Source organism: Gynuella sp., from assembly GCF_050297175.1.
Classification (GTDB): Bacteria; Pseudomonadota; Gammaproteobacteria; order Pseudomonadales; family Natronospirillaceae; genus Gynuella.
Genome location: NZ_JBNKSF010000061.1, coordinates 20777 through 37931, shown reverse-complemented (window position 1 = coordinate 37931; position 17155 = coordinate 20777). Strand labels below are relative to the sequence as shown.

The window sequence follows — 17155 nt, the reverse complement described above, 5'->3', positions numbered from 1 at the left end:
GGCAGAAATGATACATATCGGTTCAGTGACTGTATTTTCCGGTAATCAAAAATAATTTTTTGTAATAAATATAAATACCACCGGTGACATCTGGAAATTTGTCTACACTGTAAACGTTATCAAGCATTTTCACTGTGGAGCTTCTGTTATTCCAATGACTACCCGTTTTTCAATCATGCAAAAAATGGTGATGCCGGTTATTTGGACATCGCTGTGTTTTGCTGTTGTTCTATGTGTGCTGGTCTTCGGTTTGAGCCAGCGAGCCTACACTCAACAACGCCAACAACAGTTGAACAGGGCTGAGATTGCTGTACAGGCAGGTCATTCGGATGAAGATATTCTGGCTAGTCCGGACATTCGTGGAGTACTGCATTTTTCCGTAGATCATCGGGTTGAATCCGCTTCCGGGAGTTTCGCAGGTGTGGCCGATTTGTCGGAGTTGCCGCAATCTGTTCGTCACCTGCTCGATAAACCCCAGGCACCGGCCACAATCAATACCAATTATTTTTTGTTGAACGCACCGCTGGCCGATCATTATGTGTTGTTGGCTGCCAGACCTTTTATTGCCAGTTCCCTGTTTTATCAGAGCATGATTTACAGCGCAGGAATTGTCGCCCTGGTTGTGGTGATCGGATTGGTGCTGTGGTTTCAATTTTGGCAGAGACTGGCTCGTCCGGTTGCAGAATTATTAGATTATATAAAGTGGTATCAACGTGATAATGGGCGTCATGGTTCATCACTTCCACACTCAATGGACATGTTAAGTGAATCCTATGTGTCCTTATTGAAAGATCTGCAACATCAGCAGGAACAGTTTCAGCTGTTATTGGAGAGTAGCCAGGATGTTGTGCTGATATTGAATGCGGAAGGGGATATCCAACAGACCAATACCAGAGCTGAAAATTTATTGGGGCTCCGTGTTTCTGTGCCAGGCCAACAAAACATTGCTGATTTGTTTCCGGAGCCTTTACGGGTCCGACAGACCAATCTCTATGAGGAACTGATCAACGCCAGGCAAAACCATCATTATGGTTTATCCGGCAATTTTGTCCTGTGCCATGAGAATAACAGCCTGATGGATGTAAGCTTGACCATTGCCTGTGTTGATAATACGGGCAGTGATCGTTATATCTGTTTGATACGGGATATTTCTGACTATCGCGACCATCAGCGACTGCAGCAGCAGATGACAGATTTTCAGGAACGATTACAGAAAGCCAGAGAATTGCAGACCGCGCGTGAGTCTTACGTTGTTCAAGCCAGTCAACAGGTCAAAGCTTCTCTGACTGGTCTGTTGGGTGCTGCCCGGCAGTCCTATACGTATGCGGTTGATGATTTTCAGCGCCAGTACCTGGAAAGTGTGGTGTTTGCGACCGAAGGGGCGATCGATATGGCAGAGCGATTGTTTGAGCGCCCGGCGCTGCAGGCTGGCCAGATGGCTCCGCTCAATAAACCGTTTTCTCTGCATCAAATTTATTCCCGTTTGCTCTTGCTTGGAGCATCCATGACGCAGCAGAGATCGTTGAAACTATTGGTGGATTTTCCACCGGATTTACCGGATCTGCTGATTGGCGATGTCATGTTGTATCGTCAGGTTTTACGGATATTGTTTTCCAATGCTCTGAAATTTACCCACCAGGGACATATTCGCATTCATGTGTCGTACCGGCGTTCTGGTGAAGACATTCGTTTACTGACGGAGGTTTCGGATTCCGGTATCGGCATCGACACGGAACTCGTTCCGCAGTTGTTTACCCGGTCAGCCGATGGAAGTTTGTCAGATACAGCAAGTGCCAGTCTATCCATGGCCTATAGACAATGCACCCAAGCCCACGGTTCTATGGGAGTGGAGAGTCAACTGGCAGTCGGGAGCCGTTTCTGGTTCGAGTTACCATTCGTGGCGGCTCCGGTACACTCCGCTCCCGCGTGGGAAGATATTCCGATTCCGCTGGTATGGTGGATCGACAAGCGTATCCATCAGCATAATGAAGCGTTGAAAGAGAGCCTGTCAGACTGCGGCATAGCGGTTGCGGTGCGGGATTTTACCGATGTGGAGTTGATGCATGAGCCGCCAGCTGACGTCCTACTGGCGCCATCCTGGGATGATGAGATTTTTGTGGCACACCTCAAATCCAGAAAACCTTCAGCCGTTTATATTGCCTTTGTTGATTTACTGGCAGGAGAATTTTCCGGAACTTCGAAGCAAACAGATGCAGTCGGTACCTATCCGATAACCGCACTGGATATTTTCAAACTGGTCAAAATAAGCCTGCATGATCGGTGGTATTTGAGAACGTCTGAAGGTGGTAGTCTGGCAAAGAAGCCCCGATCAGCCATGCACCTGGTCAATCGGGTTCAGCAGGCTGAAGAGCAGCAACCCGGTACGGTGTTACAGAATGTTTCTTTAACTTCCTGGGACGAGAGCAGCTCAGGTAATTGAGACAATTACCCAGGTAATAAAACCGCTGTCTCTGTGTTAGCATCGGCCCCTTTAATTGTTTTGGAAATCTCATGTCTAAATATTCAACCAATGAACTTAAAGTCAGCTATGGTGTTGGTCGTCAGTTTGGTGCCCAGTTGAAAGATAATCCTTTTGAAGGTCTTGATGTGAATGCGGTCGTGGAAGGGGTGATCAGCGCTTTTCAGGGGCAGGACAGTGATGTGAATGATGAAGACATGCAGGTTGCTTTTGGGGTCATTCGTAAACGTCTTGAACAGGAAGAAGCCAAAAAAGGCGCAGTAGCTGCGGAAGCAGGAGAGGCATTTCTGGCAGAAAATGCCAAGCGCGAAGAAGTCACGGTGACTACCAGCGGGCTGCAATATGAAATTCTCAGCGCGGGTGACGGTGAGCGTCCGACCGCCAGCTCGAAAGTACGTTGTCATTATCATGGAACCCTGATTGACGGTTCGGTTTTCGACAGTTCCTATCAACGTGGTCAGCCGGCTGATTTCCCTGTGGGCGGAGTGATTGCAGGATGGACAGAGGCATTGCAAATGATGCCTACAGGTTCCAAGTGGCGTTTATATATTCCCCATCAATTGGGCTATGGTGCACAGGGAGCTGGTGGTGCGATTGCTCCATATCAGGCCTTGGTTTTTGATGTTGAACTGTTGGAAATTCTTTAAGTCAGCATAAATACCTGTTTATTGACAGCCGGGAATGCCCGGTTGTCTATTTCTTAAGTCCCTTCTTGTCGTGATTCCGACAACGCTTATTTATCGATTGATCACTGATTATTTGACCTAAGTCACAATTGTCTGTTTTTCCATCAGCACAATGTGTGCACCTAATAATCAGGTATCGCTAGTGCCTGAACAATAATAATTTAGATAAATGGGTTGGATCGATTATGACTGCGGAAGTTTTAAAAACCATGTCTCGACCGAGTACCCTGATTGAGTGGAGTGATGAGCTTGCTGTCGGTATTCAGGAAATCGATGATCAACATCGGTTGCTCGTGTCTATATTAAACAGATTGCATACAGCCATGTATGAGCATCAGGGTAAAGAGGTCGCTGAAAATATCCTGGGTGAGTTGATTGATTACACGAAAATTCATTTTGCTGTTGAAGAGAGCCTGATGCGGATTCTGGGTTACCCGGAAGCAGATGAACATAAGCAGCATCATGAAGTGTTAATCAATGAAGTAAAAGCTCTACAGGAAAAGCTGCACAACGGTAACCGTTCGATATCATTTGAGCTACTGCACTTTTTGCGGATGTGGCTGACCAAGCACATTATGAATGAAGATCAGTTGTATGCGCCATTTTTCTTAAGTAAGGGTGCTGTCGCCACCACTGATCATAAGAAATCCATTGTTGGTAGACTTTGGCATTCCGTATTCAAATAGGATGTAATATTTGTTCTCTCGATAATCCATCCGATATGCCTATAGCATACCGGATTGATTACGTTTAATAGGCGGAAAATATCAGTTTACCGGGTTGTTCTGTGCTGTAAAAATTGTTGCCAGCTTTGGCCGGATCTTTTCAGTGTGCGTTGTTGGTTTTGATAATCCACATAAACAATTCCAAAACGCATCGAATAACCATAGGCCCATTCAAAATTATCCATCAGACTCCAGGCAAAGTAGCCTCGAATATCCACACCACTTTCAATAGCGTTGTGTACTGCCAACAGGTGTTGCTGATAGTAATTGACACGCATGGTGTCGTTGATTTCCCCATTTTCGGGTTCAGTATTGTCAGCGGCACCATTTTCAGTAATCAGAAGTGGCGGCAGTCTGGCATAACAACGAGTGATTTTCTGGGTCAAATGAGTCAGTCCGTCGGGATAAATCTCCCAGCCGATATCCGTTTTCGGATGCTCATTATGAACCTGTTCCGGCAAGCCCTGAGCGTTTGCTTTAACCACTCTGCGGGAATAATAGTTAATGCCGAGAAAATCGATTGGACGGGCAATAATTTCCATGTCGCCAGGTAAAATTACGGGCATAAAAACCGCATCCTGCTGAACGACTCTGGAAGGGTATTCAGCGGTCATCAGTGGGTGCAGGAACCAGAAACCATCGGCATCATCCGAGTATTCGACAGCTTCTAAGTCGGCGGCTGTATCCTCATGTGGATATGCAGGAGTAAAGTTCAGCACAATCCCATGTTCTGCTTCCGGGGCATTTTTCCGCATATAAGGCAGTGCCAGTCCATGCGCCAGCAGAACATGATGGGCAGCCTGGTAACCAAGTTTGTGATCGGCGTATCCAGGCGCATGTATTCCCCAGCGATACCCCACAAATGCGGTACAAAGTGGCTCGTTGAAGGTGCAGTAAGAAACGACTTTGTTTCCGAAGCGTTCGGTAATTTTTTCTGCGTAGCGAACAAAGCGGTAGGCGGTTTCCCGATTGATCCAGCCACCTTTGTCTTCCAGGTACTGTGGCAGATCCCAATGGTAAAGTGTCAGATATGGCTTGATACCACGGGCGATGAGACCATCGATTAATCGTTCGTAAAACTCAAACCCTGCTTCGTTCCATTGATCTGGTGCCGGCTCGATCCGGGGCCAGGCGACTGAGAAGCGATAAGCATCCATTCCCAAAGACTGGATCAGATCCAGGTCCTGCTCCAGGCGGTGATAGTGATCACAGGCAATAGCACCATCATCACCGTTATGGACTTTATCGGGCGTGGCGCAGAACCGGTCCCAGATGGACTCGCAGCGACCGTCTGCGGTGTTGGCTCCTTCTATCTGAAATGCAGCAGTAGCAACACCGTAAATGAATCCAGGTTTGGTTAAAGGACTGTTATGAGGTAATTCAAAGGTCATGTCGATTCTCTTGTTATTTTACTGCGCCGCTAGTCAAACCAGAGATCATCTGGCGGCTGGCAAGCATATACAGGGCGATCAACGGTAGAATGGAAATAGTTGTACCAAGCATGACAGCGCCCCAGGGCGTATTAGGGACGCCTTGTACACTTCGCAGCATTTGCGTGATAACCATTTTATCCGGGCTATTTAACACCACCAGTGGCTGCAGGAAGTTGTTCCAGAGGAATACAAACTGGACGATGGCCAGTGTTGCCAGCCCGGGTCTTAATAGCGGTAAAACAATGTTCCAGTAGATACGAAGTTCACTCGCGCCATCCAGTTTGGATGCTTCAAGCAGATCCTTCGGTACAGATGCAACCACATATTGGCGGATCAAAAAGATACCGAATGGATTGATGGTAAAAGGCAGCCAGACAGCCAGATGGGTATTAGCCAGGCCCAAGGTGGAAATCACCATGTAATAAGGAATAAGTGTTAACACGGGTGGAATCATCATCGACGCGATCATGACCCCGAAAATGGCATTTTTACCCCTGAACTTGAATGTTGCCAGTGCATAACCCGCCATAGAACAGAAGACCAGAGACACGGCAGTTCCAATAAATGCGATGGAAAAACTGTTTGCCATCCCGCTCCAGAAATCCATGATCTTCAGCAGATCCCCATAGTTCTGAGTCAGTTTGTCACCAATGTTAAAGTCTATACCGCCACTGAACATGGTGGTTCTGTCATGGGTGGCGAGAATGGCCGACCAGATAAAAGGAAAGATCGTAATCAATACGAACAGCAGCAGAATCAAGTTACGGAAACCTTTACCCGCTTTATGATAGAGGTTGACGATGAAAGTTGCCTGAGCGTGTGTCATGTTATTCTCCCCCTAATCCCTGACGGCCGAAAAACCAGAAGTAAATACTGGTAAAAATGCCGATGATCATAAACAAAATCCACGAAACCGCAGCGGCGCTACCCATATCGAGCCACTCCCAGGCAATCTGATACAGATAGTTTGAGATGGTTTTTCCTGCAGTCTGGGCAAATTGACCGCCAACTGTCAGTACGTAAGGTTCATCAAACAGATTCATATTGCCGATGATCGTCAGAGTGACACCAAAAAAGATAAAAGGTCTCAGCAATGGCAGTGAGATGTGACGGAAGCGTTGCCAGGAGTTGGCTCCATCGATGGTGGCGGCTTCGTAAAGGTCGTGATTGATCGTGGCCAGGCCCGCGGTATAGATCACAGTGTTAAAACCCACATATTTCCACCAGACCACAAACGATACGGAATAGCGGATGAGGCCGTTTTCCTGAACCCAACCAAGAGGTAGAACACTACTTAATCCTCCGAACAACCAGCTACTCCAACTGGCATCGGCAAGATACACCAGAACGGCATTAATAATTCCACTGTCCTTGGAGAACATGACATAAAAAATCATCGACACGGAAACTGTCGAGGTGATGTAAGGCAAAAAATAAGCCGTTGTCAGCCAGTGGCGCATACGGGTCGCCATCATGATCAGGAAATACGCCAGTGGCAGAGCAATAAGATGCTGAGGTACACCGGACAAGACTGCCATAACCAGTGTGTTCCAGAGAGTCTGCCATAATGTTGGATCGGTCAATGACAGGGCATAGTTTTCGAGACCGACAAACTGCATCGAACTCAGCCCTTCAACCGGATTCCAGGTGTGAAAAGAGAGGTACACCATGAAAAAAACCGGAAAAATGCCAAAAACCCCATAAATGATGAGATAAGGAGACAGAAAACCGTATGGGGTCAGTCTGTTCAAAATACGTCTTAAATCCCGGCGCTGAGCAGTTTTTTGTCGCGGGATGTGTTGTCCGGATGATATGGGGGTACTGTCCATAACAATACTCGCTTACAGTTGTAGATAACCTCTAACAGTATTTTGTTTAGGGAGGTTGTTTTTCCAGTGGTAAAAGCCAGGCGATAAAGTAACCCGCCTGAGGTCGAGTCAGCCAGACCGGACAATGCCGGTCTGGCCGAGAGTGTCATGGCTATGACTTAACGCACTCTTCGTTTCAACTGTTGTTCCACCCTTTTGAGGGCGGTCTTAATATCGACACCATCATTCAGGACTTGATCCAGTGCGAGCCCTACCAGATCTTCGGCAATCAGATCGCCTTTCATAGGAGTAACAGGGGTGATATTGCGGGCAATTTCTGCAAACATCAGGCGTGCTTTCTGACCACGCAGGAACTCAATGGATTCATCGAAGGAGGGGTCGCTGTAAGTACCAATATGCGCTGGGAACGCTGCGATGTTTTTAAAACCAGCCAGCTGGATATCTTTGGACACCATATAATTGATCAGATCCCATGCGGCATCAGGATTTTTGGATTGTTTGGGGATCGCCAGATACGAGCCGCCCCAGGTGCCATAAAGACCAGCAGGCAGGTTTGAAACCCCCCATTTGCCTGCAGTATCAGGCGCAATCCAGTTTTTCAGGTGACCTAACAGCCAGGCTCCGGACATTTGCGTGGCAAATTTCCCATCACGAAAGCTCGCATACCAGTCTTCGGTCCATTCGCTGATATTGCCATCCATGCCGCCATCACGTATTGCTTTGGCGATTTCAAAGGCTTTAACAAAACGCTCTGACGTGACCAGGGACTTGCCATTGGCATCAAAATAGAGGCCTTCGCCGGCCTTGGTATTGAAGCGATAATAGGCGTTGGCAACGGCGCTGGCATTGCCGATCAGCAGGATGCCTTTTTCTTTGAGTTTGGCACCGTACTCAAGATACGTATCCCAGTCAGTCATGACTTCATTGATATCAAAACCCATATCTTCCATGTAGTCACGGCGGTAATACATAACACCCGGACCCAAATCCACAGGTACCGCATACTGTTTGCCATCGCTGCCTTTACCGGCTTCAACGGCATAGCTGGCAAAATTTCCGGCAATGTCCTTATAACGATCAGTCAGATCCACAAAGCCACCGGAATTAATAAAAGAACCGACGAAACCGACATCGATCAATACCACGTCACCCGCACCAGTGCCCGTAGCCAGGTTGGTTTTGAGTTTGTTGTGATGGTCACCGTGGTTATTCTTCAGCACGGTAATGTTATGCTGGGGCAAGCCATCTTTGATGGCATTTATCTGGGTATCATAGTCCGGATAAAGATCAAACCTGATATCTGCTGCAAAAGCAGAGGCCGCAACTAATGACAATGCCGCCACGCCAGCTTTTACCTGAATTTTCATACTGTTTTCTCCTGATTGTTATTTTTTTTTGGTGTTAGATTCCGAAAGACAGTTTCATATTGTTGTGTTTTTACATGTAACCGTTTACAGAAAGGTAAGGAATTGTCCGCTGGTGTGTCAATAACTTCTATAAGAAAGATATTGATTAAACACAAAAGAAAGCTTTTTTTAGGTGGAGATCACAGAATTTTGGGGGGTTAGAAAAAGTCCCAGACAGGTTGCTGATTTTTAACGCAGGATTCGCAGTGCATCAGAAAATCAACAACCTGCTCAACGGGGCTGTTTTATCAGACGGTATAAGGATCATCCTCAATCAACCGTTTTCCGAATGCTACGGAGGTTTCACGGTGAAAGTCCTGATGATCATAAAAATCCAGCACTTTTGTGTTGCTGGCCCGGACAAATAGATTAATTTTGGGGCAGCCGAGTGCGATCAACTTTTGTTCGGCGATACTCATCAGCTTCATTCCCAGTCCCTGACCCTGAAGTTCTGGCGATACTGCCAGATAATTGATACTGGCCCGGTGGCCATCGTAACCGATCATGATACTGGCCAGCACTTGTTGTTGCTCATTAGTGGCAACCAGGAATAACTCTGGACTGTGGTTGATTTTCCGTTCTATGTCTGTCCAGGGGTTATTCCAGGACACCAGCAGACCACAGCGTTTCCACAACTGAATGACTTGATCCGTGTCTTCAGGTAAAAACGGGCGAATCTGCCAATTACTCATCGTCATCGTCCTCCGAACCGCTTTCCAGTCCCAGTTCCTTGATTTTACGGGTCAACGTATTTCGACCCCATCCCAACAGAATGGATGCATCGCGTTTTCGGCCGGCGGTATGTTTGAGAGCTGTTTCAATCATAACCTGTTCAAACCTGGGGACGGCCATATCCAGTATACCTTTGGCGCCTCTGGCCAGTTCGGCATCCGCCCAGTTACGCAGCGATTGCTCCCAGTCTGCCGAGGTCGAATGTCGATCATCCCCTTCCAGTAATTCCGGTGGTAGGTCAGAAACATGAACCTCGCGGCCGCTGGCCATTACTGTAATCCAGCGACAGGTGTTTTCCAGCTGGCGGACATTTCCCGGCCAGGGCAGCGCTGACAGAAAGTCCATGGCATCCTGGCGCAGGACTTTGGCTTCCACGTTCAGTTCTTTGGCGGCACGTTTGAGAAAGTGCTCCAGCAGTTTGGGGATATCTTCACGGCGATCCGCCAGTTTAGGCAGGTGCACTCTGATCACGTTCAGACGATGAAACAGGTCTTCGCGAAACTTACCGTCTTTTACCAGAGTTTCGAGGTTCTGGTGCGTAGCGGCGATAATGCGAACGTCCACTTTTACAGCAGTGTGGCCTCCAACCCGGTAGAACTCCCCATCAGCCAGTACCCGCAGCAATCTTGTCTGGGTCTCCATCGGCATATCACCGATTTCGTCCAGAAACAGAGTTCCGCCGTTGGCTTGTTCAAAACGTCCCTGACGCTGGGTGGCTGCGCCGGTAAATGCGCCCTTTTCGTGACCGAACAGCTCGGATTCAATCAAATCTTTAGGAATAGCCGCCATATTCAAGGCGATAAACGGGTGTTCTCTACGAGGGCTGTGGTTGTGTAGGGCATGAGCGACAAGTTCCTTACCAGTACCTGATTCGCCGTTGATAAGCACTGTGATATTGGAATGGCTCAGACGGCCAATAGCGCGAAACACCTCCTGCATGGCAGGTGCGGCACCAATGATTTCAGTATCCGGTTCCTTACTGGTCTGGGTCGATTGTGCCCGGTGCTCTTTGGAATGCTCGATGGCGCGTTTTGCCAGAACAACGGCTTCGTCGACATCGAATGGTTTGGGCAGATATTCGAAAGCGCCGCCCTGGAATGAAGCGACGGCACTGTCCAGATCTGAATGTGCGGTAATGATTATGACCGGCATGTCCGGGTGGTGCTCATGGATGCGGTCCATCAGTTTCAGGCCGTCAATACCTTCCATTCTGATGTCGCTGATAATCGCATCCGGGGCTTCCCGTGACAGCAGGCTCAGCAGGCTTTCGCCGTCTGTAAAACTCCGACAGTCTATGTGTTCTTTTTCCAGGGCTCGTTCAAGTACCCAACGGATAGAGCGATCGTCGTCAACGATCCATACTCGGCTGGCAGAATTCATTCATGGTCTCCCAAGGGCAAATATATGGTGAAACGTGTCTCTCCGGGTCTGCTTTGGCATTCAATAATCCCGTTATGTTGGCTGATGATCTGTTGGGCGATTGACAGCCCCAATCCGGTTCCGCCGGCTCGCCCACTGATCATTGGATAAAAAATATTTTCAGCAATCTCCTCCGGAATTCCGGGGCCGTTGTCTTCCACGTCGATACGGCATACCAGGCGATAACATTTTTGTCCGATGGTGAAGCGTCGGGCGATCCGGGTTCGAATAATAATGGTCGGGTCAGTAATTCGCGCTTCCATGAGTGCCTGTACTGCATTTCCGACAATATTCAATATGGCCTGGATCAACTGTTCGGAATCGGCATCCAGATCCGGAACACTGGGGTCGTAGTCCCGTTCGAGCAAAACCCCATTGTGGGTTTCTGCGCGAGTGAGCTGACATATGCGCTCCAGAACTTCATGAATATTGGTTTTCTGAGGCCGCAAAATCTTGCTTGAACCCAGCATCCTATCGACCAGATTCCTCAACCGGTCCGCTTCTTCTATGATCACATTGGTATAATCAGTCAGAGACTCATCCGGCAACTCTCGTGCCAATAGCTGGGCTGCCCCTCGTATTCCCCCCAGCGGATTTTTGATTTCGTGCGCTACACCACGCACCAGATGTCGTGTGGTTTCCTGCTTGGCAAAGAACTCCTCATCCCGGGAAATCTTTTTCAGGCGATCAATATGCTGTACTTCCAGCAGAATGTAGGGGGTTCCTTCGATCTGAATACGCTGCATCATGTAGTCGACGGTAATAACGCCGCGTTCATTGCCGAGTGTCCAGCGGGCCTCTCGTTGGGTCAGAGAGCTATTGGGGTTATCGAGAGAGGTGAACTCAGGTAGTGAGGAGTCTGATTGAAACAGGTCCGTGATATGTACCCCCTGAGCACGTGAGTCTGAGCGGGCAAACAGCAACTCGGCCGAGTTATTAAGGTAACAGATGTGGTGTGCTTCATCCATCAGCACTATCGCAGTGCACTGTTGTTCCACCAGTGCAGAGAAAAACTTTTTTGGGTCAGTCACTTTTTCGAGTCCATCATTTCACGCCATTTGGGGTTTTGAGCAATATCCAGACCAAAAACGGTGCACTATGAAACGACGGCTTAGGCTGAATTATGCTTTATTATGGTGCGATAGGTTTTTAATATGGACCGTTTTGGTTCCTTAGGCAATGACGGCTGAAGAATCGACCTGAATCATCGCAGCGAACAGCGGCTGGACTGCCCGATGAATACAACCAGGTCGAATCAGGAGTGATGTGATATCAGGAAGTTAGACATCCAGGCGCCAGAACGCCCTGCCTTCCTCTGCATTGAGTTTGGTGAAGCCAGCTTTGTCAAACAGTAAATCAGTGGCTGTGTTTTGCGGCATGTCGATATAAATCGGCATATCTGCCAGAGCTATGACATGATTCAGTAACTCTATGGCAACACCTTTACGACGAGATACTTTTCTTACCACCAGATAGCGCATTCTCAGCCCTTTGGTCCACGGGTGCAAAACAGCAGCTCCCAGTAGGCGGCCGTTATATCTCGCCGCATACAATGTGTAACCTCTGGCTGACAGCAGGTGATCAACTAGCTGTTCCGGGGTCAGGGTATCTAAAATCCGCTGTGGAGCATCGTTGTAAATCTTTATGAGATCTGATCTGTCTTCAGCTGAGGGAGAGTCGATCACCTCAACCTGAAAGCTCATTACGGGACTTGGCATAGTCATGATGGCATTCCTATGTTATTTCCGAATTATTTTACGAAATAGTCTGGTCGAAAATCCCAGACCGTTTATTGTGCTGCATCATTGCAGCCATAATTCATGCATCCCTCCTCAACAAAGTCAGCAAACATTATAGAATAACCTGCATCTATTCCAGTAGCCGGGAATAAAATTAAGTCTGCTTTAAGCGCTTAGCATGAGTCGCTATAATTTCAGCTTCATGACATCTCCCTCATCCAAAGGCCCGATATTTATGCCCCGAAGTGCCCAGGTAGACAGAAATACCGCGGAAACCCAAATCTCAGTTCGTTTAAATCTGGACGGTACCGGAACATCCCAATTTGATACCGGAATGCCCTTTCTAGAGCATATGATGGATCAGATCGCCCGACATGGTCTGGTCGATCTGGATATTGTTTGTAAGGGAGATCACCATATTGATGATCATCATAGCGCTGAAGATACGGGTATTACCCTTGGGCAGGCCGTGGCAAAGGCTGTCGGCGATAAAAAGGGGATTCGCCGTTATGGCCATGCCTATGTCCCGCTGGATGAAGCCTTGTCCCGGGTGGTGATAGATTTTTCGGGCCGTCCCGGTCTGGAAATGCACGTCGATTTTACCCGTGCCAGTATTGGCGGGTTTGATACGCAGTTGTTCTATGAGTTTTTTCAGGGCTTTGTGAATCATGCCGGTGTGACCTTGCATATCGATTGTCTTCGCGGAATGAATGCTCATCATCAGGCCGAAACCATATTCAAAGCTTTTGGCAGAGCCTTGCGTATGGCTGTCGAGATGGACCCGCGAATGGAGGGCATGATCCCATCGACCAAGGGGTCTTTGTAAATAATAGTTTACAGTTCTGTTCAAATAATAACCAATATTGGAATTCAAATATGACATCCAAGTCCGTTGCCGTGATTGATTACGGCATGGGGAACCTGCACTCCGCCGCCAAAGCGTTGCAGCATGTTAGCCCCGAAACGAAAGTAGTGGTCACCGGCGATGCCAGGACTATTTTGAGCTGTGATCATGTCATCGTTCCTGGTGTCGGTGCGATTCGCGATTGTGTTGGTGAGATCCTGCGATTGGAGCTGGGTCAGGTCATCGCTGAAGCCATGAAGAGTAAACCCGTACTGGGGATATGTATTGGTATGCAGACGTTCATGGACCATTCCGATGAAAACGGGGGGGTTGATTGTCTGGGATTCTTCGCCGGGCAAGTACACCACTTTGGTGAAATAGTTGATGAAAACGGTCGGACCCTGAAGGTTCCACATATGGGGTGGAACAATGTGTTTCAGCGAGAGCAGCACCCGTTATGGAACAATATCGACGATGGCAGCCGTTTTTATTTCGTCCATAGTTACTATGTTGAATGTGATGATGAAAACGAAGTGGCCGGTACATGCAATTACGGCTTGCCGTTCGATGCCGTAATCTTCCGCGATAACATCGCCGCCACACAGTTCCACCCGGAAAAATCGTCCACTGCCGGCTTGCAGCTGCTGAGTAATTTTCTGGCCTGGGACGGCACTCTCTAATTTCAGGAACCATTATGCTGATTATTCCCGCAATAGATTTAAAAGATGGAAAATGTGTCCGGCTCAAACAAGGGCGAATGGATGATTCCACGGTATTTGGTGATGACCCGGTGGCTATGGCCAGTCGTTGGGTTGAGGCTGGCTGTCGGCGGCTGCATCTGGTGGATCTGAATGGTGCTTTTGAAGGTAAGCCCGTACACGCCGAGGTCGTCGCCGCGATTGCCCGAAAATACCCGGATCTTCCGATTCAGATTGGTGGTGGTATCCGCTCTCTGGATACCATTGAACAATACCTGGCTGCTGGGGTGAGTTACTGCATTATCGGTACTCAGGCGGTCAAACAGCCTGAATTTGTCCAACAGGCTTGTGCCCGGTTCGCTGGTCACATCATTGTCGGCATCGATGCCAAAAACGGGCTGGTGGCCACAGAAGGCTGGGACGACGTATCCACCGTGAAAGCGACAGAGCTGGCCAGGCAGTTTGCCAGCAATGGCGTCAGCGCCATTGTATACACCGATATCAGTCGTGATGGCATGATGCAGGGAGTCAACGTCGAGGCGACTGTGGAAGTGGCGGAGGCCGGTGGTATTCCGGTAATTGCCTCTGGTGGTGTCACTAACATGGAAGATATCAGGCGACTGGTAACCGTGGCGGATCGAGGCATTTGCGGCGCGATTACCGGCCGGGCAATTTACGAAGGCTCACTGGATGTTGCTGAGGCTCAACAGTATTGTGATCAACAGGCAGGTAACTGAGTATGGCACTGGCAAAAAGAATTATTCCATGTCTGGATGTAGATAATGGCCGGGTAGTCAAAGGTGTTAACTTTGTCGATATCCGAGATGCCGGAGATCCGGTGGAAGTGGCGCGCCGTTATAACGCTGAAGGTGCGGATGAAATTACCATGCTTGATATCACGGCGACTCATGAGGGCCGCGATACCATGATCGAAACCGTAAAAGCGATTGCTGGCGAAGTCTTCATCCCGTTGACAGTTGGAGGGGGGATTCGAACGCTCGATGATATCCGCAATATGCTGAATGCCGGGGCAGATAAAGTCTCCATCAACTCTGCTGCGGTCAAGGATCCGGATTTTGTTCGTGCAGCATCAGAACGATTTGGTGCGCAATGTATTGTCGTTGCGATAGATGCCAAAAAAGTGGATGACGAACGCTGGGAGATTTTCACTCATGGTGGTCGTAATGCCACAGGCATTGATGCAATAGAATGGGCGGTCAAGATGGAGCAGTTTGGAGCCGGTGAAATTCTGCTGACCAGTATGGATCGCGATGGCACCAAGAATGGTTTTGATAATGAGCTGAACCGACGCATGACAGAGCGGGTTAAGATTCCTCTAATTGCCTCTGGCGGCGTTGGCAACCTCGATCATCTGGTGGAAGGCGTACTGGAGGGTGGAGCCGACGCGGTACTGGCAGCCAGTATCTTCCACTTTGCAGAATATTCCATTCAGCAGGCCAAGGAATATATGGCTGCAGCGGGTATTGAGATGCGCTTATAAGCGCCATGACGTTGGTGCCGGACAGGAAAGTGATGCACGGAAGCACAGCCTTTCTGTCCGACGAACCATGGTTGTTCCGATCACGAATCAGCCTGATTACCTGTCATCAAGTCCGTCATGCTCAAATCGGGTTCTGATCGAATAGCGAAGCCTGGACACTGATGCAGCCCTCTAACTCCAGTAGCCTTTTTTTGCGCCACAAACCACCACCATAACCAGTCAGGCTGCCATCACTGCCAATCACCCGATGACAGGGCACAATGATGGATACCGGATTGTCGCCATTTGCCTTGGCGACCGCACGAACGGCTTTATCGTTGCTGACTGTGCGAGCTTGCTCCAGATAGCTACGGGTTATGCCATATGGAATCGTGGTCAGAGCATGCCAAACCCGGCGCTGAAAATCCGTTCCTGCCAGATCAAGCGGTAGATCAAATTCTTTTCGATGACCGGAAAAGTACTGCTCCAACTGCAGTTGTGCCTGACTGATAAGTGGGTGATGATCTTTGCTCACCTCGCACTTAAATAATTTGGATAAACGCTGTACCTGCGAGGCCTCACTATAACGATCAGTAAATTCCAATAGACAGATACCGGCATCGCTGGATGCGATCCATGCCTCACCCAGCGGTGTTTCCAGAGTGTTATAAATGATCATGGTCCGTTCCTTTGAAAGGGGATGATCGTCATGTCTTGTTTTGCCTCATCATCTACCAAGAGTCCGTGAGTTGGCAAATGCCGGTTGGTTTTGAGAAAACATCATTGGCCGGATCAAAAGATGTTGTGGACCAAAAGTAAGGCGCTTAAAGATCAGATACCTGCCCGGACCATGTCTCTAATCTTGCTGGCTTTTTCGAAATGATCTAGTTGATGAGTTTCAATCCACCATTTGGCAGCTTCCATCAGGACTTCGGGCTGATCGTTTTTGTTTTTAAAAAAAGCATAAAAGGATAGTCCTACGTCTGGTCCCTTTTTGCTGATTTTCTGATCACAAACTTCAATGATTTTTTGTCTAAGTTCTTTCCGCAAAATCAGTCTCCCTTACTTCTAGTAATCATATAACGGCAGTATGGCAGATCAGTCGACATGAGTCGTCATGGCTGGAACAGCTAATCGGTTATCTATGTTCATCGGGTATTTTCTAGGCTTACGATTCCGGATACTGCATAAAGCCGCCTTCATCAATTGCACAGATTTTATGCACAGACAACTCTGTACATGCTGGTAATCAATGGCATGTCGTTCTGCTGATACAGGGGTTTTCGTTTATCGGTTAAGAGGGAGGGTTTATGACGGGTGAGTGAAAGCTAGCTGGACTTAATCTTGCCCTTGTCGCATCTTTCGGCCTTTGGGTCGGACTGAATTTTCATCACCCCAGAAACGCAAAACCCCCGCAAACACTGGTTTGCGAGGGTTTTAAATAAGTGGTGCCGGCTGCCGGAATCGAACTGGCGACCTACTGATTACAAGTCAGTTGCTCTACCAACTGAGCTAAGCCGGCCCATGCCCTAAGGCGTCGCGTAATATACTGTTGGCTAAGCCATTGGTCAACACTTAACTGATTGAATTTTTTAGGTTTTTGTAAGATTTCTTGTGAAGGGCGTAGATTTTGGTGGTTCAACAGGAGAGAAAACGGCCATGACAACAGTTGTATGGCCGCTGAC

General features: G+C 48.4%; 17 protein-coding genes and 1 tRNA gene. 7 read left to right on the top strand and 11 right to left on the bottom strand.

Going from position 1 to position 17155, the window contains the following annotated elements; translation table 11 throughout:
• The first annotated feature begins 154 nt into the window (after positions 1–154).
• From ACQY6I_RS23190 to ACQY6I_RS23180, 3 genes are all read left to right on the top strand, one after another.
• Positions 155–2440 (top strand): ATP-binding protein, encoded by a 2286-nt coding sequence (locus tag ACQY6I_RS23190; protein WP_428243983.1) that lies wholly within the window; start codon positions 155–157, stop codon positions 2438–2440.
• 71 nt (positions 2441–2511) lie between these two features.
• The gene (locus tag ACQY6I_RS23185; protein WP_428243982.1) at positions 2512–3126 is read left to right on the top strand and encodes an FKBP-type peptidyl-prolyl cis-trans isomerase; all 615 of its coding nucleotides are present in this window, start codon (positions 2512–2514) and stop codon (positions 3124–3126) included.
• A gap of 224 nt (positions 3127–3350) precedes the next feature.
• Positions 3351–3851, top strand: coding sequence for a bacteriohemerythrin (locus ACQY6I_RS23180; RefSeq protein ID WP_428243981.1), 501 nt, complete (start codon positions 3351–3353; stop codon positions 3849–3851).
• Positions 3852–3937: 86 nt separating this feature from the next.
• Here ACQY6I_RS23180 and ACQY6I_RS23175 read toward each other — a convergent pair whose 3' ends face one another.
• The 8 genes from ACQY6I_RS23175 to ACQY6I_RS23140 all read right to left on the bottom strand — a co-directional run bounded on the left by ACQY6I_RS23175 (position 3938) and on the right by ACQY6I_RS23140 (position 12433).
• On the bottom strand, positions 3938–5281 hold the full coding sequence (locus ACQY6I_RS23175; protein WP_428243980.1) for a GH1 family beta-glucosidase: 1344 nt from the start codon (positions 5279–5281) through the stop codon (positions 3938–3940).
• 13 nt (positions 5282–5294) lie between these two features.
• Positions 5295–6149, bottom strand: a complete 855-nt coding sequence (locus tag ACQY6I_RS23170; RefSeq protein WP_428243979.1) for a carbohydrate ABC transporter permease — start codon at positions 6147–6149, stop codon at positions 5295–5297.
• A gap of 1 nt (position 6150) precedes the next feature.
• Positions 6151–7152 (bottom strand): carbohydrate ABC transporter permease, encoded by a 1002-nt coding sequence (locus tag ACQY6I_RS23165; protein ID WP_428243978.1) that lies wholly within the window; start codon positions 7150–7152, stop codon positions 6151–6153.
• A 158-nt stretch (positions 7153–7310) separates the two neighbouring features.
• Positions 7311–8519 carry an extracellular solute-binding protein gene (locus ACQY6I_RS23160; RefSeq protein ID WP_428243977.1) on the bottom strand — a complete coding sequence of 403 codons (1209 nt, stop codon included), beginning with the start codon at positions 8517–8519 and terminating at the stop codon, positions 7311–7313.
• Positions 8520–8806: 287 nt separating this feature from the next.
• Positions 8807–9250 (bottom strand): GNAT family acetyltransferase, encoded by a 444-nt coding sequence (locus tag ACQY6I_RS23155; RefSeq protein WP_428243976.1) that lies wholly within the window; start codon positions 9248–9250, stop codon positions 8807–8809.
• A complete protein-coding gene (gene ntrC, locus ACQY6I_RS23150; RefSeq protein WP_428243975.1) occupies positions 9243–10670 on the bottom strand; it encodes a nitrogen regulation protein NR(I) in 1428 nt (475 codons plus the stop codon). Before ntrC ends, ACQY6I_RS23155 begins: the two co-directional genes overlap by 8 nt.
• On the bottom strand, positions 10667–11740 hold the full coding sequence (gene glnL, locus ACQY6I_RS23145; RefSeq protein WP_428243974.1) for a nitrogen regulation protein NR(II): 1074 nt from the start codon (positions 11738–11740) through the stop codon (positions 10667–10669). The genes ntrC and glnL overlap by 4 nt, the downstream gene beginning before the upstream one ends.
• Before the next feature lie 249 nt (positions 11741–11989).
• The gene (locus ACQY6I_RS23140; protein ID WP_428243973.1) at positions 11990–12433 is read right to left on the bottom strand and encodes an acetyl-CoA sensor PanZ family protein; all 444 of its coding nucleotides are present in this window, start codon (positions 12431–12433) and stop codon (positions 11990–11992) included.
• 250 nt (positions 12434–12683) lie between these two features.
• Between ACQY6I_RS23140 and hisB the strand changes: the two genes are divergently transcribed.
• From hisB to hisF, 4 genes are read left to right on the top strand one after another with little or no spacing between them, the layout of a single operon-like run.
• Entirely contained in the window at positions 12684–13274 is a 591-nt protein-coding gene (gene hisB / locus ACQY6I_RS23135) for an imidazoleglycerol-phosphate dehydratase HisB (protein ID WP_428244239.1), read from the top strand.
• A 50-nt stretch (positions 13275–13324) separates the two neighbouring features.
• Positions 13325–13972, top strand: coding sequence for an imidazole glycerol phosphate synthase subunit HisH (gene hisH / locus ACQY6I_RS23130; RefSeq protein WP_428243971.1), 648 nt, complete (start codon positions 13325–13327; stop codon positions 13970–13972).
• Between the two features lie 14 nt (positions 13973–13986).
• Complete coding sequence (gene hisA / locus ACQY6I_RS23125) at positions 13987–14727, top strand: 1-(5-phosphoribosyl)-5-[(5-phosphoribosylamino)methylideneamino]imidazole-4-carboxamide isomerase (protein ID WP_428243970.1); 741 nt, start codon at positions 13987–13989, stop codon at positions 14725–14727.
• A gap of 2 nt (positions 14728–14729) precedes the next feature.
• Positions 14730–15491 (top strand): imidazole glycerol phosphate synthase subunit HisF, encoded by a 762-nt coding sequence (gene hisF / locus ACQY6I_RS23120; protein ID WP_428243969.1) that lies wholly within the window; start codon positions 14730–14732, stop codon positions 15489–15491.
• Between the two features lie 121 nt (positions 15492–15612).
• Here hisF and ACQY6I_RS23115 read toward each other — a convergent pair whose 3' ends face one another.
• The 3 genes from ACQY6I_RS23115 to ACQY6I_RS23105 form a co-directional block, all read right to left on the bottom strand.
• Positions 15613–16149, bottom strand: a complete 537-nt coding sequence (locus ACQY6I_RS23115; RefSeq protein ID WP_428243967.1) for a methylated-DNA--[protein]-cysteine S-methyltransferase — start codon at positions 16147–16149, stop codon at positions 15613–15615.
• Positions 16150–16301: 152 nt separating this feature from the next.
• Positions 16302–16520: a DUF6500 family protein gene (locus ACQY6I_RS23110; protein ID WP_428243966.1), complete on the bottom strand. Its 219-nt coding sequence runs from the start codon at positions 16518–16520 to the stop codon at positions 16302–16304.
• A 396-nt stretch (positions 16521–16916) separates the two neighbouring features.
• A tRNA-Thr gene (locus ACQY6I_RS23105) sits at positions 16917–16992 on the bottom strand.
• Positions 16993–17155 lie beyond the last annotated feature (163 nt).

Bases quoted from the DNA above. Each gene is read 5' to 3' on its own strand.
- ACQY6I_RS23190 (WP_428243983.1), top strand. From the start codon at position 155: ATGACTACCCGTTTTTCAATCATGCAAAAAATGGTGATGCCGGTTATT.
- ACQY6I_RS23185 (WP_428243982.1), top strand. From the start codon at position 2,512: ATGTCTAAATATTCAACCAATGAACTTAAAGTCAGCTATGGTGTTGGT.
- ACQY6I_RS23180 (WP_428243981.1), top strand. From the start codon at position 3,351: ATGACTGCGGAAGTTTTAAAAACCATGTCTCGACCGAGTACCCTGATT.
- ACQY6I_RS23175 (WP_428243980.1), bottom strand. From the start codon at position 5,281: ATGACCTTTGAATTACCTCATAACAGTCCTTTAACCAAACCTGGATTC.
- ACQY6I_RS23170 (WP_428243979.1), bottom strand. From the start codon at position 6,149: ATGACACACGCTCAGGCAACTTTCATCGTCAACCTCTATCATAAAGCG.
- ACQY6I_RS23165 (WP_428243978.1), bottom strand. From the start codon at position 7,152: ATGGACAGTACCCCCATATCATCCGGACAACACATCCCGCGACAAAAA.
- ACQY6I_RS23160 (WP_428243977.1), bottom strand. From the start codon at position 8,519: ATGAAAATTCAGGTAAAAGCTGGCGTGGCGGCATTGTCATTAGTTGCG.
- ACQY6I_RS23155 (WP_428243976.1), bottom strand. From the start codon at position 9,250: ATGAGTAATTGGCAGATTCGCCCGTTTTTACCTGAAGACACGGATCAA.
- ntrC (WP_428243975.1), bottom strand. From the start codon at position 10,670: ATGAATTCTGCCAGCCGAGTATGGATCGTTGACGACGATCGCTCTATC.
- ACQY6I_RS23140 (WP_428243973.1), bottom strand. From the start codon at position 12,433: ATGACTATGCCAAGTCCCGTAATGAGCTTTCAGGTTGAGGTGATCGAC.
- hisB (WP_428244239.1), top strand. From the start codon at position 12,684: ATGCCCCGAAGTGCCCAGGTAGACAGAAATACCGCGGAAACCCAAATC.
- hisH (WP_428243971.1), top strand. From the start codon at position 13,325: ATGACATCCAAGTCCGTTGCCGTGATTGATTACGGCATGGGGAACCTG.
- hisA (WP_428243970.1), top strand. From the start codon at position 13,987: ATGCTGATTATTCCCGCAATAGATTTAAAAGATGGAAAATGTGTCCGG.
- hisF (WP_428243969.1), top strand. From the start codon at position 14,730: ATGGCACTGGCAAAAAGAATTATTCCATGTCTGGATGTAGATAATGGC.
- ACQY6I_RS23115 (WP_428243967.1), bottom strand. From the start codon at position 16,149: ATGATCATTTATAACACTCTGGAAACACCGCTGGGTGAGGCATGGATC.